The 25,157-nt window shown below is 38.6% G+C and carries 20 protein-coding genes; 8 read left to right on the plus strand and 12 right to left on the minus strand.

Going from position 1 to position 25,157, the window contains the following annotated elements; translation table 11 throughout:
• Positions 1 to 591 (minus strand): type VI secretion system tip protein VgrG (gene vgrG, locus CVP05_RS05940; protein ID WP_133118708.1); only part of this gene is annotated, 591 nt, incomplete at its 3' end.
• A gap of 201 nt (positions 592 to 792) precedes the next feature.
• Between vgrG and tssA the strand changes: the two genes are divergently transcribed.
• From tssA to CVP05_RS05955, 3 genes are all read left to right on the plus strand, one after another.
• Entirely contained in the window at positions 793 to 2,181 is a 1,389-nt protein-coding gene (tssA, locus tag CVP05_RS05945) for a type VI secretion system protein TssA (RefSeq protein WP_100288661.1), read from the plus strand.
• A 19-nt stretch (positions 2,182 to 2,200) separates the two neighbouring features.
• Entirely contained in the window at positions 2,201 to 5,707 is a 3,507-nt protein-coding gene (tssM, locus tag CVP05_RS05950) for a type VI secretion system membrane subunit TssM (protein WP_100288662.1), read from the plus strand.
• A gap of 142 nt (positions 5,708 to 5,849) precedes the next feature.
• Entirely contained in the window at positions 5,850 to 7,073 is a 1,224-nt protein-coding gene (locus tag CVP05_RS05955) for a type VI secretion system ImpA family N-terminal domain-containing protein (protein WP_100288663.1), read from the plus strand.
• A 120-nt stretch (positions 7,074 to 7,193) separates the two neighbouring features.
• Here the strand turns inward: CVP05_RS05955 and CVP05_RS05960 are convergent, their stop codons facing one another.
• The 3 genes from CVP05_RS05960 to CVP05_RS12620 all read right to left on the minus strand — a co-directional run bounded on the left by CVP05_RS05960 (position 7,194) and on the right by CVP05_RS12620 (position 10,968).
• Positions 7,194 to 10,058, minus strand: coding sequence for a valine--tRNA ligase (locus CVP05_RS05960; protein WP_100288664.1), 2,865 nt, complete (start codon positions 10,056 to 10,058; stop codon positions 7,194 to 7,196).
• A 150-nt stretch (positions 10,059 to 10,208) separates the two neighbouring features.
• On the minus strand, positions 10,209 to 10,811 hold the full coding sequence (locus CVP05_RS05965; RefSeq protein WP_100288665.1) for an ATPase: 603 nt from the start codon (positions 10,809 to 10,811) through the stop codon (positions 10,209 to 10,211).
• Complete coding sequence (locus tag CVP05_RS12620; RefSeq protein WP_165773128.1) at positions 10,795 to 10,968, minus strand: hypothetical protein; 174 nt, start codon at positions 10,966 to 10,968, stop codon at positions 10,795 to 10,797. The genes CVP05_RS05965 and CVP05_RS12620 overlap by 17 nt, the downstream gene beginning before the upstream one ends.
• 232 nt (positions 10,969 to 11,200) lie before the next feature.
• Between CVP05_RS12620 and CVP05_RS05970 the strand changes: the two genes are divergently transcribed.
• Positions 11,201 to 12,058, plus strand: coding sequence for a hypothetical protein (locus CVP05_RS05970; protein WP_100288666.1), 858 nt, complete (start codon positions 11,201 to 11,203; stop codon positions 12,056 to 12,058).
• Positions 12,059 to 12,094: 36 nt separating this feature from the next.
• On the opposite strand, the gene CVP05_RS05975 is transcribed toward CVP05_RS05970, so the two are convergent.
• Positions 12,095 to 12,535 (minus strand): DNA polymerase III subunit chi, encoded by a 441-nt coding sequence (locus CVP05_RS05975; RefSeq protein WP_100288667.1) that lies wholly within the window; start codon positions 12,533 to 12,535, stop codon positions 12,095 to 12,097.
• Positions 12,536 to 12,674: 139 nt separating this feature from the next.
• Between CVP05_RS05975 and queA the strand changes: the two genes are divergently transcribed.
• Positions 12,675 to 13,763, plus strand: coding sequence for a tRNA preQ1(34) S-adenosylmethionine ribosyltransferase-isomerase QueA (gene queA / locus CVP05_RS05980; RefSeq protein WP_100288668.1), 1,089 nt, complete (start codon positions 12,675 to 12,677; stop codon positions 13,761 to 13,763).
• A 92-nt stretch (positions 13,764 to 13,855) separates the two neighbouring features.
• Here queA and CVP05_RS05985 read toward each other — a convergent pair whose 3' ends face one another.
• Positions 13,856 to 15,154, minus strand: a complete 1,299-nt coding sequence (locus CVP05_RS05985) for an NAD(P)/FAD-dependent oxidoreductase (protein WP_100288710.1) — start codon at positions 15,152 to 15,154, stop codon at positions 13,856 to 13,858.
• A gap of 123 nt (positions 15,155 to 15,277) precedes the next feature.
• Between CVP05_RS05985 and CVP05_RS05990 the strand changes: the two genes are divergently transcribed.
• Positions 15,278 to 16,315, plus strand: coding sequence for an extracellular solute-binding protein (locus CVP05_RS05990; RefSeq protein ID WP_100288669.1), 1,038 nt, complete (start codon positions 15,278 to 15,280; stop codon positions 16,313 to 16,315).
• Positions 16,316 to 16,445: 130 nt separating this feature from the next.
• Here CVP05_RS05990 and lsrG read toward each other — a convergent pair whose 3' ends face one another.
• From lsrG to lsrA, 6 genes are read right to left on the minus strand one after another with little or no spacing between them, the layout of a single operon-like run.
• Positions 16,446 to 16,745: a (4S)-4-hydroxy-5-phosphonooxypentane-2,3-dione isomerase gene (gene lsrG, locus CVP05_RS05995; protein WP_100288670.1), complete on the minus strand. Its 300-nt coding sequence runs from the start codon at positions 16,743 to 16,745 to the stop codon at positions 16,446 to 16,448.
• A gap of 56 nt (positions 16,746 to 16,801) precedes the next feature.
• Positions 16,802 to 17,680 (minus strand): 3-hydroxy-5-phosphonooxypentane-2,4-dione thiolase, encoded by an 879-nt coding sequence (gene lsrF / locus CVP05_RS06000; RefSeq protein WP_100288671.1) that lies wholly within the window; start codon positions 17,678 to 17,680, stop codon positions 16,802 to 16,804.
• Between the two features lie 21 nt (positions 17,681 to 17,701).
• The gene (gene lsrB, locus CVP05_RS06005) at positions 17,702 to 18,718 is read right to left on the minus strand and encodes an autoinducer 2 ABC transporter substrate-binding protein LsrB (protein WP_100288672.1); all 1,017 of its coding nucleotides are present in this window, start codon (positions 18,716 to 18,718) and stop codon (positions 17,702 to 17,704) included.
• Between the two features lie 55 nt (positions 18,719 to 18,773).
• Positions 18,774 to 19,775, minus strand: a complete 1,002-nt coding sequence (gene lsrD / locus CVP05_RS06010) for an autoinducer 2 ABC transporter permease LsrD (protein WP_100288673.1) — start codon at positions 19,773 to 19,775, stop codon at positions 18,774 to 18,776.
• Positions 19,776 to 19,787: 12 nt separating this feature from the next.
• Positions 19,788 to 20,783 carry an autoinducer 2 ABC transporter permease LsrC gene (lsrC, locus tag CVP05_RS06015; RefSeq protein WP_100288674.1) on the minus strand — a complete coding sequence of 332 codons (996 nt, stop codon included), beginning with the start codon at positions 20,781 to 20,783 and terminating at the stop codon, positions 19,788 to 19,790.
• Between the two features lie 11 nt (positions 20,784 to 20,794).
• On the minus strand, positions 20,795 to 22,312 hold the full coding sequence (gene lsrA, locus CVP05_RS06020; protein ID WP_100288675.1) for an autoinducer 2 ABC transporter ATP-binding protein LsrA: 1,518 nt from the start codon (positions 22,310 to 22,312) through the stop codon (positions 20,795 to 20,797).
• Between the two features lie 252 nt (positions 22,313 to 22,564).
• On the opposite strand from lsrA, the gene lsrR reads away from it, so the two are divergent.
• Together lsrR and lsrK are read left to right on the plus strand one after the other, a co-directional pair.
• A complete protein-coding gene (gene lsrR, locus CVP05_RS06025; RefSeq protein ID WP_100288676.1) occupies positions 22,565 to 23,533 on the plus strand; it encodes a transcriptional regulator LsrR in 969 nt (322 codons plus the stop codon).
• A 32-nt stretch (positions 23,534 to 23,565) separates the two neighbouring features.
• The gene (lsrK, locus tag CVP05_RS06030) at positions 23,566 to 25,137 is read left to right on the plus strand and encodes an autoinducer-2 kinase (RefSeq protein ID WP_100288677.1); all 1,572 of its coding nucleotides are present in this window, start codon (positions 23,566 to 23,568) and stop codon (positions 25,135 to 25,137) included.
• The last annotated feature ends 20 nt before the right edge of the window (positions 25,138 to 25,157 follow it).

Below are 25,157 nucleotides of genomic sequence, written 5' to 3' on the forward strand. Positions count from 1 at the left end.
ACAGAGAACTAAGGTGTTTTGGGCCGATTCAACCGGTTGTTCAGTAAAAAAGAACCAACCTTCTTCCGCCGCTAAACGACAAAAGAACTCGTAATCACTTTCCCGATATTGCACGCAAAACTCTCGCACCGGACGCGTTTCTTCTATGGCAAATTCATAGTCGCTGATATGATGTGCTTGCAGTAAGCTGTCTAAGATGGCACTCACGGACATTTGTTGGAAGATTCGGCTGTTGCGGGTGAGGGTTAAGCGCCATAACGCCGGACGTAGGCTAAAACGGTAGAAGGTGCGATGAAACCCGGTATTTCCCATTTCTACTGCGGCTACGATTGCAGTGATTTTCCGTTGTAATACGCCGTCTTGCCATAAGCAGAATGTGGCTTGGTTATCTAATATTTCACCAAAATCCACCGCACTTTCTAAACTGGCTGCGTGAATATCCAGCTCAAATAGGCGGTTATAGCCCTCCGTTAACTGGAAATCGGTGACTTGAAACGTCGTTGCCGGCAGGTTGCCTACTACGAGAGTGAAATGCTGCCCGGTGGGGTGTTTAAGTAATGTGGATAATGGGGAAAAATCTGCTGTTGCCATAGTGTGAAATCCATCCAGGGAAAATGAATTATTATTTTAGCAAGTGTGTTTTTTTAGGCAATGTTTAAATAATAAATCCGCTTGATAATAATTTAATTATTGATCATAATGATGACTTAATCATTCAATTATCTACGCAAGTATAGCAATAGTCTCTAAGCTAACATTTATACATTAACTCAAACATTGGCAGAGTAATAGATGGATTATTTAACACAGCATCCTTGGCGGAAATATATCAAAGCTTCGATTGATTCGGATTTAAATGCTGACATTTCAGAGAATAATAGCAAGTGGGAATATCTTGACGGTGAAATGGTTAAAGTCGGCTCCTTAGAACACGAGCAGTTGAATATTCCGGAACTCCAGAAAGCTGCATTAGAGCTATTATCTTTAGAAAGCAAAGACTTACGTATTCTTGCCCATTTATTAAGAACATTGCAACATTCCGGGAAAGTTCTTGAATTATTACTTGGTTTTCAGTTGTTATGGGATTATGTTGAGCTGTATTGGAATAAAGCAGCCCCAGCATCAGATATGAAGAAATATCGTATCGGCATGCAAATTCTTAAACGTTTTTCTAATCATTCAAGAACATTTTCACAAATAGCTTCACGCTTAGAGAAAGAGACAGCCAATACTCTTCTGACCAATTTATCAATCTATTGGAAAGGTAGTAAATTAGAATCTGAAATCATTGAACTACACCGCCTTTATACTTTACCTGTAGAAAATGTAGTAGATATTCCATCTAAAAATTCCTCTAATACTGAAAATGTTGCCGCTGATCTTGCAAGTCACCAAAAAGTAGAAACTCTCATTAATATTCCGGTAGCTGAACCTATTGATGTTGATTCTAGTAATGAACGAGCCTGGAAAAATACTTTATTTAAAGTAGTAGAACATCTCTTAGAAAAAGATATAGGATCTCCAATTGGTTATCAGTTACGTCGTTATGCTATGTGGAATGCGATTACTGCAGTCCCTATGGCTGAGGAAGGTAAAACGCCATTAGCACCACCTGCAGCCGATCGCATCGCGGAATATGAAAGTGCTGTAGAAAATCCGACTATAGATCTTTGGAGGGAAGTTGAATATAGCATTACGCTCGCTCCATATTGGTTTGACGGCCATTATTTATCTGCATTAATTGCCAAAAGATTAGGATATCATCAGGCGGCAGAAACTATTCGCTCTAACTTAAATGATTTCCTGCTTCGCTTGCCGCCATTAAAAATATTGTGCTTTAGCGATGGTAGCCCTTTTTGCTCCGAAAGAGTGTTAAAATGGCTTAATTTTGATGCTAATGCCTCAAATTTGCACAATCATCGTGATCATTATGCAGAAGAATTTAATGAATTATCTTTTGAAGCGGCAATCGCCAAAATGAATGAGGCTGATCATACGGATTTAAGAAATCATTTTTATGATCAAATAGCGTTAGCGAAGTTGTTTGAGAAGCAAGGTTTAATAAATCTTGCAAAGCAGCATTATTTTTCAGTCTATAAAGCAATAGAGCAGATACCCATCAAAGAATGGGAACATTCTCTTTATACATTATTAAAAAACAAATTAGAAATTAATAAATAAATTCAAGGGTCTACATAGAATGAAATTACCTCTCGTATTTACTACATTTAAACCAATTTTATCTAAAATTAAAAATTCTGGAATTTCCGCTTTAATTTTACTGTGGTTTATTTTATTAATTTTTGTTTGGTGGAAAGGTGAAACTTTCGAATTATTCGGTTATCAACCTTTTCATAGTTTGACTAGCCGCTGGTTGACAACTACAGTACTAATCATTATTGCGATTAGCTTTATTGGCTGGAAAATGATCCACCGTTTAAAAACATTAGAAGCCCGTCAACAAGAAGATAAGAAAAAGCAGCATAACCCGATTCAAGAAGAAATTGATGCACAACGTCGCTACCTTGATCATTGGGTAAACCGTTTTAAGCGATATGTTGATCACCCTAAATATGAATATAACTTGCCTTGGTATATTATGTTAGGCACTACAGACAGTGGTAAACATACCTTATTAAAAGAGGGAGGAAATTTTAGTGAATTATATACGTCAGAAAATCTTGAGCATCACATTAATTTTACAGTTTTGAATAATGAAAATGCCGTAATTATCTGTCCTGAAAATCAATTACTTGAACAAATTGATAATATTGAGAACAAGCCTCGATTATACGTAAAATTATGGGCTAACTTATTATTATGGGTTAGAGAACAACGCAATAGACAACCTTTAAATGGTGTCATTATTACCATTGATATTCATCAATTATTAATCGCAAACAAACAACAGAGAGAAGAATATATTGCGCTATTGCACAATCGCTTGCAAGATATATTGGAAATCTCACAGGCTGAATTGCCAGTTTATATTGTGATGACAAAACTTGATACCTTATATGGTTTCGAAGCTGTTTATAGCGCATTAACTAAAGAACAACGTGAAGAAATTCTAGGCGTGACCTTTACTAAAAAAGGAGAAAATTGGAAAAGCGAGTTATCTACATTTTGGCAAGACTGGCTCAAACAGATGAATAACTTGATGCCAGATTTACTTTTTCAAACCGCAGAAAACAAACGTAGCCAAATATTTAGCTATATTCGGCAAATTGCAACCACAAGTGATATTTTAGAGCCTTTTTTTGAAAATTTAATTTCTAATGGCGGTAAATCCTTCCACTTCTTAAAAGGTGTTTATCTGACTTCTGCTACACAGGTAGGAAAAATGGATGATGTCTTTGTTCAATCAGCCTCAGAAAAATATCATCTAGGAGTTCAAACCTATCCAATTTGGTCAGTGAAAAATGTTCAAACATATTTTTGTTATAACTTATTTAAAAATGAGCTGTTTGCATTTCCCAATTTAGCAAAAGAAAGCCGTTTATGGAGAAAACATTACCAACATAAAATGAAAGTTTTCTCTATTTTTGGCGGCATTGCTGCGTTGTCATTATTGGGTATTTGGCATTATTTTTATCACTCAAATTATCAGGCCGGTATTAATGTGCTAGAACAAGTAAAAACGTTTAAAGACATAAAAATATCAGATGAAATTGATCAATATGGCGATAAACAACTCCCCTTATTAAATCCGATTCGTGAGGCAACATTATCTTATGGTAATTATCATGATGTTTCTTATTTACTTAAAGATATGGGATTATATCAGGGAAATAATATAGGCCCTTACGTAGAAAACACATATTTACGATTGCTACAATTACGTTTTATTCCATCAATAATGAATGGGCTATTGAAAAAATTAAATGAAGCGCCGGAAGAAAGTGAAGAAAAATTGGAAATTTTGCGTGTAATGCGCATGCTTGATGATAAAACAGGCCGTGATAATGCTTTTGTCAGCGATTTTATGAAAAAATATTGGAGTGATGTTTTTAAAGGTCAAAAGCAACTTCAAAGTAATTTAATGAGCCACTTAGATTATGCATTATTGCATACAAATTGGTATGCAGGGCGGTTAGCCGGCGATGAACAACTTATCGAAGCATATCAACCATATGATCTTTCTGTTAAAGAAGCTCAAAAAGAATTAAGCCATTTATCTATTTATAATCGTGTTTATCAAAATTTAAAAATTAAAGCAAATTCAGTGTTGAGTGCGCCATTAAATTATAAAGATGAGATTGGTTCCGGTTTCGAATCTGTATTTATTGCAAATAATGATGAATTATTAAGAATCCCTCGTTTCTTTACGGAGAGCGGATTACTTAATTATTTTATTAAGCAAGATTCTCGTCTTATTGATTTAACCGTTATGGATAGCTGGGTATTAAACTTAAAAGAAAATTTGGAATATAGTGACACAGATCGTGCCAAAATTAGTGAACGTATCTCTGAACAATATGTAAACGATTATATTTCAACTTGGCGTTCCGCTATTAATAATTTAGATATTCGTGAATTTGAAACTTTAACGGAATCTATTAATGCGCTTGAAAAAATCACAGGCGGAGAACAAACCTTTAAGAGAGCATTGGTAGTATTAAGTGATAATACGAGAACACCGGCTTTACCAAACAAAGAAGGAAAGGAGCTGCAAGATGCGATTTCTTCTCTTGATTATCGTTTAATGATTCAAATTGATCATAGTTTTTCCGATGAGAAATCTGTTTTGAAAGATGCGGACGATAAGGGAAGCATGTTGCAAAATATTTATCAAAAATTATCCTCTCTCCATCGTTATTTACTTTCTATTGAAAATGCACCTAATCAAGGTAAAGCTGCATTAAAAGCAGTGCAATTAAGAATTGATCAGCATTCCACAGATCCTATTTTGGAGTTACAACAATTAGCTAAAACAATGCCACAGCCAATATCAAGATGGTTGGATCAACTTGCGGAATATACGTGGCATTCGGTATTAAAATCAGCTATCGTATCTTTGGAAGTTGAGTGGAACGACAAAGTTGTTAAACAATATAAGAGTTATTTACAAGACCGATACCCTTTCGTTAAAAATGCAACTCAAGAAGTGCCGTTAAGCGAATTTTCTCGTTTCTTTGCACCAAATGGTATATTAGATAGTTTTTATCAAACAAATTTAAAACCATTTATTGAAAGCGACTTAAACCAAATCTCTGATAATAATACTCCGTTAATTAGAGAGGATATTTTATTTCAATTGGAACTGGCCACTAAAATTCGAGAAACATTTTTCAGTTCCGGTAACGGTATTGGTGTTCAATTTGCAATTGAACCTTTAAGTATGTCCTCTAATAAAAGACGTGGAATATTAAATCTAGATGGGCAAATTATTGATTACTCTCATGGCGTTAAAAAGCAAACCAATATTGTATGGCCAAACTCAATGAATGCAAGTGTGGAAAGTAAACTTACCTTAGTTTCAACAGATAAAGACTCATCGCCACGGAGTTTAAGTTTTAGTGGTCCTTGGGCACAAATTAAGTTGTTAAGAGCAGGTAAAGTCAGTAATGCTAAAAATGGGTCATTTGATGTTCGCTATGATTTGAATGGTGGTTATGCAACTTACCGCATTTATATTGATGAGTCCGATAATCCATTTTCATGGGATATATTTAGTCAATTTAAACTACCTGATACATTATATTAAGAATAGTATGTTGTTGTAGATAAAATTAAATAGCTTAACTTATTTGGCGTAACTGCTATGTAAATAGATTTATCATTAGGGCATAAAAGTGATATATCTTCAGGAAAGTCGCTCTAGAATGACTTAAGATAAGGAAATAGTAATGCTTGTATCTTTAGGAAAAGAACCGTCTAATTTAGATTCGTTTTTAATTATCAAAGAACAAATAAATAATCTAAATCGACCGGATAGATCCGTTGATTGGAAACAAGTAAAAGAGCTATCCGAACAAATTTCTGAAAAAAATGGTATAGATCTACAAACATTCTCTTATTCCACTGTTGCAGATCTTAAATTAACAAATAATATTAACAACCTTATAGATTCAATCGAGAAAATCTCAATAGTACTAGTTGCTTTTTGGACAGATATATGGCCACAGAAAATATCCGCTCGTATTAATATATTAAATTGGCTCAATCGACAAATAAGTGACGATATTAAGATGATTGACGTTAAACTTGTCGATATTAAGGACTTATATCGACTTGCAAACTCAATTAATATTATTTTGAAAATGATCATATCTCATACTGAGGTGCATTGTAATCTAGCAAACTTGCGGGAAATAGTACAAGAAAAAATTATCCTTTCTCTTAAATATAGCAGAAGCAATAATGATTTACTGGTAGATAATAGTGAGCAAAAACCAACTGAAATAATTAAAGTTGAACGAGTTAATGTATCAAATATTAAAAAAACTGAACCTGACAGACCAGAAATTGAATTACCTGCTTTTAATACTTCAGGCAAGAGCACATCTAATGGTGCGATGGTTGATAGTATTAGTCATGTAAGTAGTAATAATTCCAAGATATTCAGTTATAAAAAGATTATTTCTTTTATATTAGGTGCTTTTATTGGAAGTATATCTTGTTTTTTTATTATGCATAATTTAAAAAATCAAGTACAACACGCTCTGAACAATGCTCTTATATCACCTTTATATTCTTTATCTTATATTGATCAGTTAGACGTTACAGAGATTCAGTCAAATGTAATGCTATCTATTAAAGATAAATTACATCACACCAAAAACATAGATAAATTAAAGAATGCACAAGACTCCCTGAATGCATTAAGATTAAAAATACATAATTTGCAACAAGAATTGATTCAAGCTGAAAAAGATAAGAAAGGCATTACAATATCTCATCTTAAAACTGCTTTCTATGAGATCGAAAGAGAATTAAACCAAGTGAATCCCATTGAACAGGAATTATTAGGGTTGCTAGATGATCCGACTAATCTCTCATTAAAAGTTGATTTGGAAAATAAACTTACTGAACTTTGGATAACATATTTTCAGATTATTAATAAAGAATGATTAAGTGGATCATAACAGAGATTGTTGCTAATTATTATTTTTAGACGTTATTAGCGCTATTTTGTCGACTACATCAACTATCTAAAAAAATGCGGCCAAAACCGACCGCACTTTTCTCTTCTACAACGCTTCAATCGCTCTAAATTGATTTCTCAATTTTTCTAAGCCGTCTTGGTAGCCTTGCATTTTTTCTCGCTCTTTGGCGATAACCGCCTCAGGAGCTTTTGCGACAAAGGCTTCGTTGCCGAGTTTGTTTTCAATGCGTTGGATTTCACCCTGCATTTTTTCAATCTCTTTGGTCAAACGTGCCAGTTCAGCTTCTTTGTTGATAAAGCCAGCCATTGGGACGAGCACCTCGACATTGCCAACTAATTTTGCCACAGAAAGCGGAGATTCTTCGCCTGATTTTAAGACTTGGATGTTGTCTAGCTTCGCCATCGCTTTTAACAAGCGGTCATTTTCCGTTAAGATATTGCTTTCGCTATCTGACAAGTTGCGTAAGCAGAGATCTAAGCCTTTACTTGGTGCGATATTGCTTTCTGCACGGATATTTCGTACCGCAACAATGATCTCTTTTAACCAGTTGATTGCATTTTCTGCTTTTAAATCAACCGCTTGTTCATCTGTTTTCGGGAACGGTTGGAGCATAATGGTTTCGCCCTCAACGCCTACAAAACCTTTCACTTTCTGCCAAATTTCTTCAGTGATAAATGGCATAATTGGGTGAGCAAGGCGGAGTAACTGTTCCAGTACCTGCACTAAGGTTCGGCTTGCACCACGTTTTTGGGCATCTGTCCCATTTGCGAAAACAGGTTTGGTCAATTCCAAATACCAGTCGCAGAATTGGTTCCAAGTAAACTCGTAAATCGCATTCGCGGCTAAGTCGAAGCGGTATTGTTTTAACGCATCACGGAACTCGTTCACGGTGCGGTTAAAGGCAGAGCTAATCCAGCGATCTGCTAAGGAGAATTCCACTTCGCCTTCGTTTAAATCGAGTTTGTCATTAGTTAGCACAAAGCGGCTTGCATTCCATAACTTGTTACAGAAATTGCGGTAGCCCTCTAAGCGTTTCATATCCCAGTTAATATCACGACCGTTGCTTGCCAATGCTGCAAGGGTGAAACGTAGAGCATCTGTACCGTGTGCGGCGATACCCTTCTCGAACTCTTTACGGGTTGCTTTCGCAATTTTTTCCGCAAGCTGTGGCTGCATCATATTGCCTGTGCGTTTTTCCAGTAATGCCTCAAGGGAAATCCCATCAATCATATCGATTGGGTCAAGCACATTCCCTTTCGATTTTGACATTTTTTGCCCTTGCTCATCACGGATCAAGCCTGTTACATACACAGTTTTAAACGGCACTTGCGGTTTGCCATTTTCATCTTTGATAAAGTGCATCGTAAACATAATCATACGAGCGACCCAGAAGAAAATAATATCAAACCCAGTGATCAACACATCGGTTGGGTGGAACATCTGTAAGTCTTTGGTGTTATTTGGCCAACCGAGTGTGGAGAATGTCCACAAGGCAGAGGAGAACCAAGTATCTAACACATCTTCATCTTGGCGTAATGCGATGGTGGCATTTAAGCCATTTTTTGACCGCACTTCTTCTTCCGAACGTCCAACATAAACGTTGCCTTGTTCGTCATACCACGCAGGAATACGGTGTCCCCACCATAATTGGCGAGAGATACACCAGTCTTGAATATCACGCATCCAAGAGAAATAGAGGTTTTCGTACTGTTTCGGCACAAATTGGATTTCGCCGTCTTCCACCGCTTTAGTCGCTACTTCGGCAAGCGGTTTCACGCTTACATACCATTGGTCGGTCAGCATTGGCTCAATCGGTACACCGCCACGGTCGCCATAAGGCACTTTCAAATCGTGCGGTTTGATTTCTTCTAATAAACCTAATGCCTCAAAATCAGCCACGATTTTTTTACGCGCCGCAAAACGCTCTAAACCTTGATAATCGGCAGGAATAGAAGCGGTGTAATTATCTAAAACTTTACCGTCTGAACCAATAATTTCAGCCACATCACGAATATCGGCATTTAAGGTCATCACATTGACCATCGGCAGTGAATGACGTTTGCCCACTTCGTAGTCGTTAAAATCGTGAGCAGGGGTAATTTTCACCACACCTGTACCGAACTCACGATCGACATAATCATCGGCAATAATCGGAATTTCACGGTTTGCCAGCGGTAACATCACTGTTTTGCCAATCAGAGATTGATAGCGTTCATCTTCTGGGTGAACCGCCACCGCTGTATCACCTAACATCGTTTCTGGACGCGTGGTTGCGACCACTAAATAATCCAAGCCGTCAGCGGTTTTAGCTCCATTAGCAAGTGGATAGCGGAAATGCCACAGTGAGCCTTTGCTCTCTTTGTTTTCCACCTCAAGATCGGAAATCGCCGTGTGAAGTTTTGGATCCCAGTTTACTAAGCGTTTACCACGATAAATCAAGCCTTGCTCGTGCAGGCGAACAAACACCTCTTTTACCGCATCGGATAAGCCTTCATCCATCGTAAAACGCTCACGATCCCAGTCAATTGAGTTACCCAGACGACGCATTTGCTGGCTGATTGTACCGCCCGAATAGGCTTTCCAATCCCAGATTTTTTCAATAAAGGCTTCACGTCCGTAATCGTGGCGAGTTTTGCCTTCTTCCGCCGCAATTTTACGTTCTACCACCATTTGGGTCGCAATCCCCGCATGATCCGTTCCTGCCTGCCATAAGGTATTATTGCCTTCCATACGGTTAAAACGGATAAGCGTATCCATCAACGTTTGTTGGAATGCGTGCCCCATATGGAGCGATCCCGTTACATTCGGCGGTGGAATGGCGATACAGTAACTTGGTACATTTTCATTTTCAGACGGTTTAAAGTAACCGCACTCTTCCCAGTGTTTATACAGGGCTTGTTCTACTGCAGATGCCTCAAAGCGGTCTGCCATTTGGAGGTTTGTTGTCATTGGTATTCTCTTTAAATTAAAGATAAATTGTTTTTAGACCACGCACGGCAAGCCGTACGTGGTTACGATCAGCCTTCGGCTGAGTGAGCTACGCTGTAGCTCTTTATACTTTCTAACTGCCAGCCCCAACGGGGCTGAATTATGCTTAACCTAGTACGGCTCTGCCGTGCTAGGTATTTCCAATGAATTATTCAATTCTTCACACCACTTCGGCAATTTATCAACCCATTGGGTTAATTCGTTTTCACTCAAATGAAAAACCAGACTTGGGGCTTCACCTGAATTATCATAAATAAAGACTTCATCACAAAGCGGTAAGATTTTAATTAAATTTTGCAAACTAATATCATAACGATTGCGAATTGTGGCTTCATCAATAAAATGTCCACCGCTTGCAACTCTTGCTTTTACTCGCTCGATATTGATTGAAACACTATTTAACCCCACATAATTTAATCGCACAAAAAAGCCATTTTCTTTGGCTTTCTTTATTCGTTGCAAAATAGAATTACCCGATAAAGTAGACTCCATTGAAAAAGAAACTTGATGTTCAAGTGCAAACTTAAATAATCCAATTGCTTTTCTACCTGCTTGGCTATCGACCAAGCGTGGGTTTTCGGGGTTAATTTGCATGGCGATATGATCGGAGTCAATTACAATTTGCACGATGTCTTTATTAAATCCACGCAAGGTGGTTTTGCCCGCCCCATTTGTCCCACAATAGAAAATCGCTAAATTATTTTGCGTTGCCATATTCAATCACTTCTTCGTGTCCATCAGGATAATGTCGCACAATATCCCCATTCGGGCGTTGGAACGTCAGTACTTCACGGGTTTTCTTATCGTCCATCCACGCTTTAAATTGAATATGCAGTTGGCGTTGGTGTTCCGCAATTTGTTCGTTAGTCATGTTTATTTCTCTTTAAATTTGCTACGATGAAGCTTCTCTAACCCTATTCTCCGCTACAAAAAGTGAGCAAATTTAGAAACCAAAATCTCCCCCTAATTCTACCGAAAATCCCCTTTGAATGCAAAAAGACAAGCAATTGAGATTTAAAGTGAATTTTGACAAAAAAATGCTATCACCCTAATTATTTTGGTATAATCGCGAGCAAAGTACTATTAAGTTAAAGGAAAACCTTATGCTCCCTATGTCTGAACTCAAAAATATGTATCCCTTGATTGTGACCCCTAGTCATGATGGAAAATATTTTCATAACTACACCCTTTCCCTGATGAATGTTGTTCATCAAGCTGCACAAATCGGCATGCCGATACAAGTCTTATTGCAACGCGGTGAAAGCTTAATTACACGGGCGCGTAACAATGCGGTTTCTGATTTTCTGAGTAATAAAGACTATACTCACCTTTTTTGGATCGATTCAGATATTGGTTTTTCAGCCAACGCATTTTTCCGTTTGTTATTGGCTGATCGTGATGTTGCTGCGGGTGTTTATCCATTAAAAAAAGAGAACTGGCCTCAAGAAGGCATCCCAGCCAATATGACTCAAGCTGAATTTGAAAAACACTACACAAAATATACAGTAAATACGCATACCACTGATGAAACTGGCGCCATTAACCTTACCGTAGATCAAGATGGTTTTGTGGATCTAGATGAGGCTCCGACTGGATTTATGGCCATTAAGCGTCATGTGTTTGATCAAATGATTAATGCTTATCCTGATTTAGCTTATGTGTCTGATAGTGATTATAACCCTAATAAAGTGTGCTATCGTTTCTTTGACTGTATGGTTGATCCGGATTCAAAACGCTATTTATCTGAAGATTACTTCTTTTGCCGTTTATGGCGTAAACTGGGAGGGAATGTTGCTGTCGATGTTCAATCAAACCTATCCCATCAAGGCACTAAAGTCTATACCGGTTCCTTTGTTGAATCATTACGGACAAATTTAGCTCAAACAGTCAATGCCCCAACAGGTACAATGATGCGTTTAGATTTGTCAGATAACATACAAGAAAACGAACGCGTTTCTTAATACACAATAAACAACGGGCGTAATGCAAGTATGTTATTACGCCTTTTCTGTAATCATTTCAAACCCCATTTGTCGATAATATTTATAACGTTCGCGAGCTTGGGCTTTTTCATTCTCTAAAGAGGGTACAAAATCAATGGCTTGATTAAAGCTATTGACAAAATCAGGCACATCTTGCTGTAAATTAATTAAAATATCACGTCGTTGAGCATTGCGTTTACCCCGCCATGAGATTTCAATCGGTGTCGCATATTGCGTAATTTCACCAGACAAGTTATGAGGGACAAACTGTTCTGGATCGCGCGCCCATAACGCCTCATCCAAATTAAAAGCTTGTTGTTCGGTTTCACAAGCAATTAACACTCTCTTGCCAATGCGCCAAGCATTCGCAGCTAAATCACAAGCGAGGGCTTCTACTGCAGATAATTCACCTTGTTTTTCTGCCTGTTCGACTAAATAAAATTTTGCCTGTTTCAACTTTGCCTCTAATCTGAGTAAATGATAATGGCACAAATTCTAGCGAAAAAGCCTAATAAGATAAAGAAAATAAGCGATTTTCCCCCTATTATTTGATAGACTAGCCCATTATTTTCGATTAAATATAAATTAAAAAATGATGTTAGTATCCGATTTCCATTTTGATTTACCCGATGAACTCATTGCCCGTTACCCAACTGAAAAGCGTACTGCAAGCCGTTTGTTGCAGTTAAATGGAGACACAGGCGCAATAAAACACGGTCATTTTCCCGATATTTTAGACTTAATTCACGATGGAGATTTGTTAGTATTTAATAATACCCGTGTTATCCCTGCTCGATTATTCGGGCGTAAAGCCACTGGTGGTAAGATTGAAGTATTAATTGAACGGGTACTCACTGACGATTGTATTCTTGCCCATGTTCGTGCGTCAAAAGCGCCAAAAGCTGGTGCAGAATTGATTTTAGGTGAAGATAAATTAGGCGAAGGAAACGGGATAAAAGCGCAAATGATTGCGCGACAAGGAGCATTATTTGAAATAAAAATTTTGCAAAAACATACCGCACTTTTTGAACTGTTACAACAAATCGGCCATATGCCTTTACCGCCATACATTGATCGTCCTGACGAAGAGGCAGATCAAGAGCGCTATCAAACCGTATATAACAAAGTACCCGGCGCAGTCGCTGCACCGACGGCAGGCCTGCATTTTGATGATGCATTGTTAGCTAAACTAAAAGCTAAAGGCGTTAATTTCGCATTTGTCACCCTACACGTCGGTGCCGGTACATTCCAACCGGTACGAGTAGAAAAAATTGAAGATCACCATATGCATGCCGAATACGCCGAAGTCCCACAAGACGTTGTAGAGGCGATCCTCTCGACCAAAGCCAACGGTAAACGAGTAATCGCCGTCGGGACAACTTCAGTACGTTCTATTGAGAGCGCAGCATTAGCGTCTGAAGAGCGACAAACCGGCAATTTACTTGATCCATTTTTCTCGGATACCTCTATTTTTATTTATCCCGGTAAACAATTTCGTATCATTGATGGTTTAATCACTAACTTCCATTTACCTGAAAGCACGCTGATTATGCTAGTTTCGGCCTTTGCTGGTTATGAACACACTATGCATGCCTATCAAAGTGCGGTAGAAAATCGCTATCGTTTTTTCAGTTATGGGGACTCCATGTTTATTACTAAAAATCACTCTACTCAACGAGCGTAGGTTGATACAAACATAGCAATATAAAAAACGGGCAGCATATGAATGACTGCCCACTAAAACACAAACTCTTCACGAACAACCTATTCCCAATATTAAAAAAAGCGATCCAACATTCGATAATAAGGTTTACCTACTGCTAAGGCGAGTTTTTTCACTAATTTTCCGCCATATAAGCTTGGTACTTTCAAACGTTCAAAAATCTGTAACCTGGTAGCATCACCACAAATTGCCTCACTAATAATCCGCCCTGCTAATCCACTTAAGGCCACACCGTGTCCAGAATAGCCTTGAGCAAAATAGACATTATTATGTAATTGTCCAAAATGCGGTTTAGCATTCAGAGTCATATCTACAGGCCCACCCCAACCATAATCAATTCTTACTGATTCAAGTTGTGGAAACACATGCAACATGTTTTGTCGCATAACATCGACCATATTTTTATTTGAACTGGAATCACTACCAAATAATAAACGATTATCCGCGCTCAGACGGTAATAATCCAAAAAAATATTATTATCACATACCGACATACCATTATTAATCACGCTGTCAGCAAGGGCTTGTGGAAGTGGCTCTGTGGCAATAATAAAACTTTCAACGGGAAGGATTTTTTTGGCTATGCCAAAATGGATTTTTTTCGACAATTTATCCACATAAGCATTAGTCGCCAACACTAAATGGGCGGCATTAACCGCTGATTTTGCGGTTTTAATTTTTATTTTTGTATCGGATATCAATTCAACATCAATCACAGGAGAATTTTCATAGATTTTTACCCCTAATGCGAGACAAGCTTGAGCAAGACCTAGACAATAATTCAACGGATGCAAATGTCCTGAATTTCCGTCATATAATCCCCCGACATATAAATCCGATCCTAAATGTCGTTTAAGCTGCGCTTTATCCCAAAGTTGCATATGAGAATAACCGAAAATAGTGCTACTTGTCTGCTTCGCATAAATCAAGTCTTCCATACGTCTTTCATTTAATGCGGCAGTAAGATATCCTCGCTTCCAATCACATTGAATTGCATACTTTTCAATACGTTCATCAATAATATCAATGGCTTCCAATGACATATTCCATAATTGCTGTGTCGCTTTAAGACCAAGCTCTTGGAGATATTCATCAATTCCATCTTCAAAACCATTAATCGCCTGACCACCATTACGTCCGGAGGCGCCAAAACCAACACACGCGCCTTCAAGCACAACCACACTTTTCCCTTTTTCAGCCAGTTCAAGTGCGGTAGATAATCCAGTAAATCCCGCGCCAATAATACAGACATCTGCAGTTTCCATTTGGCTTAATTGAGCTTGTTGCAAATGGCAATTCATCGTGTCTGAATAATAAGTTTTGAGGTGTTTTTGAAAAGCAAAATCTAGCATAACATAACCCATGATTTATCACCGAACTAATCCTACTCCCCTAATAAAATAAGTCAATTTTTTTCAATTCTGTTATAATCCTTTTTGCATTTTTAATTTCACTTTATATTACAGGAGGAAAAAATGAAAAAAGCATTTTCATTCAAATCATTCATTACAATTGTCTTAACATTTTTCAGCACGATGTCCTTAGCGGCTGAAAAATTATATGTTTATAACTGGACAGGCTATATCCCAACAGAATTACTCTCCAAATTTACCAAAGAATATAACATTGATGTTATTTACTCCACCTTTGAAAGTAATGAAGAAATGTATTCTAAATTAAAGCTTACAGGTGGCGGTTATGATTTAGTTTTCCCATCTAGTTATTATATTGGGAAAATGGCCAAAGAAGGCATGCTGGAAAAAATTGATCATAACAAACTCAGCAATCTTAAATATATTACTCCTAGTTTATTGAACCAAGATTACGATCCTGATAACCAATATTCCTTGCCTTATATTTATGGCTTAACCGGTATTGGTGTCAATGCTGCCGATATTGATCCTAGCACAATTACAAGCTGGGCAGATTTATGGAAACCAGAATTTAAACGTAAAGTATTATTAATGGCTGATGCTCGCGAAGTATTTCATATTGCGTTGTTATTAAATGGAAAATCGCCAAATACGACCAATGAAGAAGACATAAAATCAGCTTATGAACGCCTAACAAAATTACTCCCGAATGTTATCGCTTTTAACTCAGATACACCTGAAATGCCTTATCTACAAGGGGAAGTCTCCATTGGTATGATCTGGAATGGATCTGCTGACCGCGCTCACGCAGAAAATAAAAATATTCAATTTATCTACCCAAAAGAAGGCGCAATTCTTTGGATGGATAATTATGCGATTCCAAAAGGCGCAAGAAATCGTGAAGCCGCTCATAAATTTATCGATTTTCTGTTAAGACCAGAAAATGCCAAAGTCGTTATTGAAACTATGGGTTTTTCCATGCCAAATGAAGGCTTAAAAGACCTACTTACTCCAGAAGAAGCAAACAACCCTATCTTATTTCCATCAGAAGCGGAAATTAAAAAAGGTATAATGCAAGCTGATGTAGGGAATGCGATTGATATTTATGAAAAATATTGGAATCGTTTGAAAACCAATTAATCTCAATTATCCATTCTCATAGGGATAAGACATGTTTATAAATAAGGCATGCCTTGTCCCTCCTCCCAACCTAGACTTCACAGTGACAAGTTTAAAGTAAAAATTAACCGCACTTTTTGATTTTTTCATACTATATTTTGTCCGGTAATAACCAATTAAAAATTTTTTTACTTCTAGTGCCAGTCATTAAAGATTCGAGTTCTTTCACACATTGATGATAATGAGGCGTTTGACGATGTGCTTCTAAAGCGGCTTCATCACGATAGACCTCATAGGCATAAAAACGCGTTTTGATATCCGGGTCTTGTAATACATCAAAACGTAAATTGCCTGGTTCTTGGCGCGTACCAAGATGGTTACGGGTAAATACTTCCATGAACTCTTTCTCTTTCCCCTCTTTAATATTAATTTCAACTAACATTGCAAACATCGTGTATTCCTCCATTTAAAACAGCGGCAAATATATCATTTGCCGCCAATAATCAATTAAGCATTTTTTTCATGTAAATAAAGCTGATAAGCCTGCTCTGCTGTTTCTCCACCGTGAACGACCGCATGCACGGCTTTTAACATCGCGATAGGTGCTTCAGATTGGAAAATATTACGCCCCATATCCACCCCCAATGCTCCCTGATCAATCGCCTTATAACACATACTTAATGCATCTTGCTCCGGTAGTTTTTTACCGCCAGCGATCACAATTGGCACAGGGCAGCCGGCGGTGATTCGCTCAAAACCTTGATCGACATAATAGGTTTTAATAATATGCGCTCCCATTTCAGCGGCAATGCGAGTAGCAAGAGAAAAATAACGTTGATCCCGAGCCATATCTTTACCAACCCCTGTTACTGCCATTGTCGGCATACCATAACGTGTGCCTTGATCCACCAGTTGAATAATATTCTTAATAGACTGATGTTCGTAGTCCGAACCAATATATACTTGGGCGGCCATCGCAGAAACATTTAATCGTATTGCATCTTCAACTGATACCGCCACAGCCTCATTTGATAACTCTGTTAAAATTGAATTCGCCCCTGAAGCACGCAATACTACGGGCTTGCCTGTGTCTGGCGGTACAACACTGCGCAAAATACCACGCGTACACATTAATACATCGGTATATTCAAATAACGGTGCAATATGTAAATCTATACGCTCCAAACCCGTTGTCGGCCCTTGAAAATAACCATGATCAAATGCCAACATAATTGTTTTACCCGTTTTCGGATTAAAAATATCCGCTAAACGAGATTGCATGCCCCAATCTAACGCCCCCGAGCCTTTTAAATAAAACGCGCGATTGATTTGAGGCTTACCTAATCCAAAGTCTTTACCATCACGGATATCATCTAAATCTGCCATATTTTAACTCCTCTAATTCCATTAAAAATTGTAGTCGTCAATATTCTCTTTTGTGAACACAACGCGTTCAGGCAATAAAATAATGCCGTTATCTTTCGCTTCATACTCATAACCTTGAACAGCATTAGGGTGAACTTCTACTGTACCAACGCCTTGTACTTCGAGTGTATCGCCGATATTTAACGCTTTGCCTTTTAATAAATCATTCGCAACAGAAACCGAAATTTTGCCTTGCTGTACAACGTCCCATAAGCCAAATTGTTTTACTGTGCCACGTTTCACATAAGGGCGCATAACATTCGGTGTACTAAACCCGACAATAACAACATCGCTCACTTTTAAATTTTCAGCGGCTTGTGCTGCCGCAGGCAATGCATTGGCATCAGGAGCAATAATGGCATCAAGATCAGGATAGGCCTTTAAGATCCCCTCCGCTGTTTGCAATGATTTAATTGCATCGTTATATCCAAATTGAGTGGTAACAATTTCCCATTCTGGATATTCTTTAGCAATTTTCGCTTTTGCCTCATTCACCCATTGATTTTGATCCGTCACCGTTGGACTAGAATAGAAAAATGCCACTTTGGCTTTCGGCTTGGTGATTTGATTTGCCGCCATATCCACCAACATAGCCCCAAGCTGATGAGGTGTTCCCTGATTAATATAGTAGCTACGACATTCTGGCTTAGTATCAGAGTCCCATGTTAAAATTTTGACGCCTCGCTTCATAGCTCGTTGCAAAGTAGAACATAACCCTTCCGGTGAAACAGCAGAAACAATAATGGCGTTATATCCCTGATTGACAAAGTTATTAATTAATTGAACCTGATTGGAAACACTCGGCTCCGTTGGACCGTCATAAGTCACATCAACACCTAAGGTTTTCCCCATTTCAATAGCGCCTTGTCCGCCACTGGTAAAGAAGCCCACACCTACCAACTTAGGTATAAAAGCAATACGATCTGCTGCCTGAGCCGAAACAATAGCCGATAAACCTATTGCTGTTGCAAGTGCGGTCACTTTGATAAAATTTTTCATGGTTAATTCCTCCCAGTTGGTTTGAGTTAAAACACACCAAGAAATACAAGTATGTTCATCGTGAAACTATTCTGACCTTTTTACGCATAATCCATTGAACAATAGCGGAATAATATAGGCTAATTGATTTACCAATTAAGACAATGATGAGCAATGCACCTGACAATGCGCTCGAAATCTCATTCGAAATCCCCACCATCTGTAATCCCTGCTGCAAATATCCGATCAAGATTGCAGCAATCGCAGTGCCGATAATAGATCCTGAACCGCCATAAATATTTGCCCCACCTAATACCACCGCAGTAAGAACAGGCATAAGTAATGAGCTACCCAAATCAGAACGCGCCGATCCAAAATAAGACACTAATAAAATCGCTACAAACGCTGCGACCAAACCAATTAACGCATAAATAATCAATAATGTTCGATTCACGGGTACTGCGCTATAACGAGAAGTACGCTCACTTTGCCCGATCAAAAAAATACTACGTCCAACAATAGTTTTATGCATTAATAGCCAAAAAAGTGCGGTCATCATTAAGAAATAAATGATGGGAGTTGGAATCCCTAACAAGCTTTGATTCGCAAAATCCAGTAAAGCTTCAGGAAAACCGCCTATCCCCTCATAACCTGTTGCACCGGCAAATCCCGATAATAGCAACGCTCCACCGCCGTATAAATACATCGTTCCCAATGTAATCACTAAGGGATTCACTTTGGTGTAAATAATCAATCCGGCATTCATCAAACCACAAGCTATACCAAGCAAAAATACAATAGGAATCGCCAAGATCAGTGATATTCCCAATTTATACAATACGCCCAACGCAATGGCACATAGCCCCACCGTCGAGCCGAAAGAAATATCAATGCCGCCGCTGACGATAATCAGAGTTAACGGCAGTGCCAACATGCCGATATAAATAAAATCACTCGTACTGTAAAGTAATACATTAAGATCTAGCATTCTGGGATTGAATAAACCAAACCCGAGAATTTCAACGATCACCAAACAAAATAATGTGATTTCCCAACCGTATCTTTTCATGTTAAACATCACTGCCTCCCATTATTTTGCTAAATGCTCATCTTTTAAAAAACGAACATAGCGCTGTAATTTTAAATTTTTGGCAATCATGAGCCGAATCCGACCGTCAAAAACCAAGACCATCAACAGCACCATGCCTGCAACAAAATTGTTCCAATAGGCGGGGACCTTTAATAGCACTAAAATACTGTCGATCTGAATTAAAAAATACGCTCCCAAAATCGCGCCGATTACATTTCCAGCCCCACCAAGTAAACTAATGCCTCCCAGTACACAGGCGGCAATCGCTTTCATTTCTAAACCATTACCTGTCGAATTCGGTACAAAACCGATTTGTGAACTAAACACAATTCCTGCTAAGGCTGCCATCATACCGTTAATCGCAAAAGCCGAAATCCGTACTAAATTAATGCGTACACCTAACTGTAAAGCGCCCTGTAAGTTATCGCCTACTGCATAAAAATTTCGCCCAATTTTTAATTTGGTTAATGCAAAATAAGTCACGATAATTAATACAATGACTAAATACCCGATGGGTGAAATTGTGAACAACATCGGTTCTGATAAAGTTTTCAAATTTTGTGGTAAGCCTTCAATCCATTTCCCACCGGTAATTAATAACATCAACCCCTTATACAAACCCAGCGTTCCCAAAGTCGCAACAATGGCGGGGATTCGCAAAATGGTTACTAACACCCCATTAAACAAACCTGCTAACAGACCGCAACATAGTGTGATTAAAAAAGCTGAAAACAAAGAAAAACCAAGATTTAACAAGCTACCCGCTACCACTGCACATAAGCCCATAATCGAACCGACGGAAACATCAATATTACGTGTTAAAATCACAAAAGTTGCGCCAATCGCCAGTAACATCACAATCTGTGCTGAATTGAAGATCATTGTTAAGGTTTGCCACCCCAAACCAGCACTATCTCCAAAACTAAGCAACAAAAATAACAATGCAATGGCAAATAAAATGGTCAATTCACGGTTAGTTTGAATAAATTTCCACATCTCCCCTCTCCTTAGTCATGCTGGCCTCTAAACGCCATCTGCATAATATTGTTGCTGTTAATTGCACTGCCAATAAGCGACTCTCCCATTTCCCCATCATGCATCACCAATACTCGATGAGATATCTGCTCAATTTCTTCTAAGTCAGAAGAAATCAACAATACTGCGACATTTTGTTTAGCTATACTTTTAATTAATTGATAAATATCGGCCCGAGCCCCGACATCAACACCACGAGTCGGCTCATCCACAATCAACAGCGCAGGATTTGCTTCCAAACATTTAGCGATTAATACTTTCTGTTGATTACCGCCTGATAACGTCCGTACCGCTTGTTGTTCATTGCTGAATTTAATACCTATTGCGCGTCGGTAGCGTTCCAAAATGGCACTTTCTTTTGCCTCATTGAGCCAAAATCCCATATTGTGATAGGTTAATCCGCAGGTATTCCAAGTGAGAGATGCATCTAAATACAAACCAGAGGCCTGCCGATCTTCCGGTAAATACACAATCCCTTCTTGTAGACGTTGCTTGACTGATAAAGCATTCACCTCCCGATTATTAAAGAAAATTCGACCGCACTTTTCTCGACGTAAGCCATATAATGTTTCCGCTAATTCCGTACGCCCTGCCCCCACTACGCCGGCCAAACCTAAAATCTCACCGGGATAAATAGAAAAATTGATATGCTTAAACCCTTCTCCTGTTAAATTCTCGACTGTTAAAATTGGGGTATCTTTTGATTTAATTCTTGGGTGTCCGGGTAATTCAAGCCAAAGCTTCTGAGAATGGGTTAAATCCACTCCTTTGGATTTTGGTGTAATTGCCGCAATGACTTCATTTTTCTCCAACTCCGCTGTCTTACCACTTAATGCAATATAGCCATCACGCATCACACTTATACGATGGGAGATTTGCCAAACCTCAGGCAATTTATGGGAAATAAAGACAATCCCGACACCTTTTTCCAATAACGAATGAATTTTTTTAAAAAGATTATCGGTTTCTGCTGGTGTTAAAGAAGCGGTTGGTTCATCTAAGATCAAAATGGAAGCATTACGCATTAAGCCACGCATAATTTCAACTAATTGCTGATCCGCAACATCTAAAGAACCGGCTTGAATATCTAAATTCAAATGGGAATTGAGTTCCTGTAAAAGAGCGGTCAGTTTTTGTTCAGAATTTCTTTCCCCTCTTAAACCAAATAAAATATTTTCCTTTACAGTTAAGTTAGGAAATAACAAAGGCTCCTGTGGAACAAGATAGATCCCCAATTGATGCGCTTTGCTCGGAGAAAGATGGTGTTGAATTTGTCCATTAATTGCCAATGTACCTTGATCTTGAGATTGGATCCCCGCGATAATTTTCATCAACGTAGATTTTCCCGCACCATTTCCACCTAACAAGGCATGAACCTCACTTTCATATAAAGTGAAATCAATCTCTTTTAATACCTCAACACCCGAAAAAGATTTACTGATATTTCGAACGGCTAATAGGCATTTTCTATCTGTCGGCTGAAATTCCATTCTTTCCCCCTCAAATAATTGAACAAATGAATATTTAGTTAATCATTTTTTCAAAATCCTATATTGAAGAAACAAAAAGATCTGTGATCAATATCGCAAAAATCATATTTTTCATGAAATTTATGCTAAAATATGACCGAATTTTTATTAAAAAGTGATCGAAATCACAAATTTTAAAAATACCAAAACGAACAATTGATATTTTATAAAAACATATGAATAATGTTTTCATATAGCCATTAGAGAAAAACTATGAACGAAGTTAGCATTGACACTACCGAAATATCCGCCTCTTGTTTAAGTGAAGAGGAACTTTTAGCGCGTATTGCCTGGTTTTACTATCACGACAACCTCACTCAAGGTGAAATCGGTGAAAAACTTGGCATTCCAAGATTGAAAGTTTCCCGCTTATTAGAAAAAGGCAGACAAGTGGGCATTATTAAAGTACAGATAAATTCTCGCTTTAAAGGTTGCTTAGAACTTGAACAAGCATTACAGCAGCGCTTTCATTTGAAACATATTCGTGTACTACCCACTTTAGAGAAACATGAGGTTAATACACGTCTTGGTGTGGGTGCTGCGCAAATGTTAATGTCACTGCTTAAACCTCGTCAATTACTCGCAATTGGTTTCGGTGAAACCATTATGCAGACAATAAAAAACAGCAATGACTTTATTACGCGTAATGAAATTAAGCTAATTACCTTGTCTGGTGGAGTGGGTCCTTATATGAAAGGAATCGGGCAGCTTGACGGCTCTTGCTCAATAAGCATTATTCCAGCCCCTCTTAAAGCCTCTTCAGCAGAAGCCGCCAATCTTTTCAAAAAAGAAGCAAGTGTGCGAGATATTATGTTGACTGCCTGTAGTGCAGATGTCGCCATTGTCGGGATTGGCGCGACACAACAGCGAGGACAAGCAACTTTACTTCGCACAGGCTATATCACTGAAGAAAAACAACAAATCATTCGTCAACAAGGCGCAGTAGGCGATATTTTAGGTTATTTCATGCAAAAAGACGGGACCATTCAACCAAATATGACTCTGCATGAGGAATTAATCAGTGTACAACTGGACGATTTGATCAAAATTCCTCATGTGATTGGGGTTGCTGGTGGAGAAGACAAAGTAGAAGCCATTTTAAGTGCGCTGCACGGTAAATACATTAATTCATTGGTAACGGAAGAAAAAACAGCACGGATGATGTTGGCGCAATTGGTGTAAAGCTGTTGTTTTCTTCCTTTAAGGAGGAAATAATGAGTAACACAAGCTATTTAATGGCATTAGATGCAGGAACCGGAAGTATCAGAGCGGTTATTTTTGATACAGAAGGAAATCAAATTGCGACAGCACAAAAGGAGTGGACACATTTATCTGATCCCGATATTCCCGGCTCGATGGAGTTCGATCTAGATACGAATTGGCAGCTTACCTGCGATTGTATTCGACAATCACTGTCCAATGCTCAAATTCAATCTGAACACATTGCCGCAGTTTCGACCTGCTCCATGCGGGAAGGTATCGTGCTATATGATGAACATAAAACCCCCATCTGGGCTTGTGGCAATGTAGATGCTCGCGCCACTCGGGAAGTTAATGAATTAAAAGCACTTTATGATCATAGCTTTGAAGAAAAACTCTATCAGATTTCCGGCCAAACTTTAGCCCTCAGCGCCGTACCAAGATTATTGTGGCTGGCACATCATCGTAGTGACATTTATCACAAAACCAGCGCGATAACAATGATCAGTGATTGGCTCGGTTTTATGTTAAGCGGTGAATTAGCCGTTGACCCCTCTAATGCCGGCACAACAGGCATGCTCAATTTAACCACTCGGCAATGGCAACCAGAATTACTGGATATGGCCGGTTTAAATTCGTGCATTCTCCCACCAGTAAAAGAAACGGGGACCATTTTAGGTGCTGTCACGAAAGATGTCGCACAATATACGGGCTTAAAAACCGGCACTCCTGTTGTTGTCGGCGGCGGAGATGTGCAACTTGGCTGTCTCGGCTTAGGCATTGTTGCGCCTTCTCAAGGAGCTGTCATCGGAGGCACATTTTGGCAACAAGTCGTCAACCTACCACAGCCTGTTACCGATCCCCATATGAATGTCAGAATCAACCCGCACGTTATTGCCAATCTTGTGCAAGCAGAGTCTATCAGCTTTTTCACGGGGTTAACTATGCGCTGGTTTAGAGATGCCTTTTGTGAAGAAGAAAAAATACTGGCAGAACGATTAGGCGTTGATACCTATTCATTACTAGAACAAATGGCTGAAAAAGTGCCTGTCGGTTCAAACGATATTATCCCAATTTTCTCCGATGCCATGCACTTTAAATCTTGGTATCATGCCGCGCCCTCTTTTATAAACCTTTCTATAGACCCACAAAAATGCAACAAAGCCACGTTATTCCGCGCACTACAGGAAAACGCCGCCATCGTCTCTGCGTGTAATCTTGAACAAGTGGAAAAATTTGCCAACCTCAAACTGGATACTATCGTATTCGCTGGTGGGGGTTCAAAAGGAAAATTATGGAGCCAGATCCTTGCTGATGTGACGGGGTTAACCGTAAAAATTCCTGTCGTCAAAGAAGCAACCGCGCTAGGCTGTGCTATTGCTGCGGGGGTAGGAGTTGGGATTTATCCTTCATTAGTCGAGGCCAGCAAAAAATTAATAAAATTTGACCGCACTTATGAACCTAATGCAGAAAATCATAAGCGCTATCAAATCCATAAAGCCAAATGGCTTGATGTTTATCGCAAACAACTGCAATTAGTGGATAACGGGCTAACCACTTCATTGTGGAAAGCGCCGGGTTTATAGCCCCATATAGTAGGGATAAC

The sequence above is a fragment of the Conservatibacter flavescens genome (assembly GCF_002795425.1).
GTDB lineage: Bacteria > Pseudomonadota > Gammaproteobacteria > Enterobacterales > Pasteurellaceae > Conservatibacter > Conservatibacter flavescens.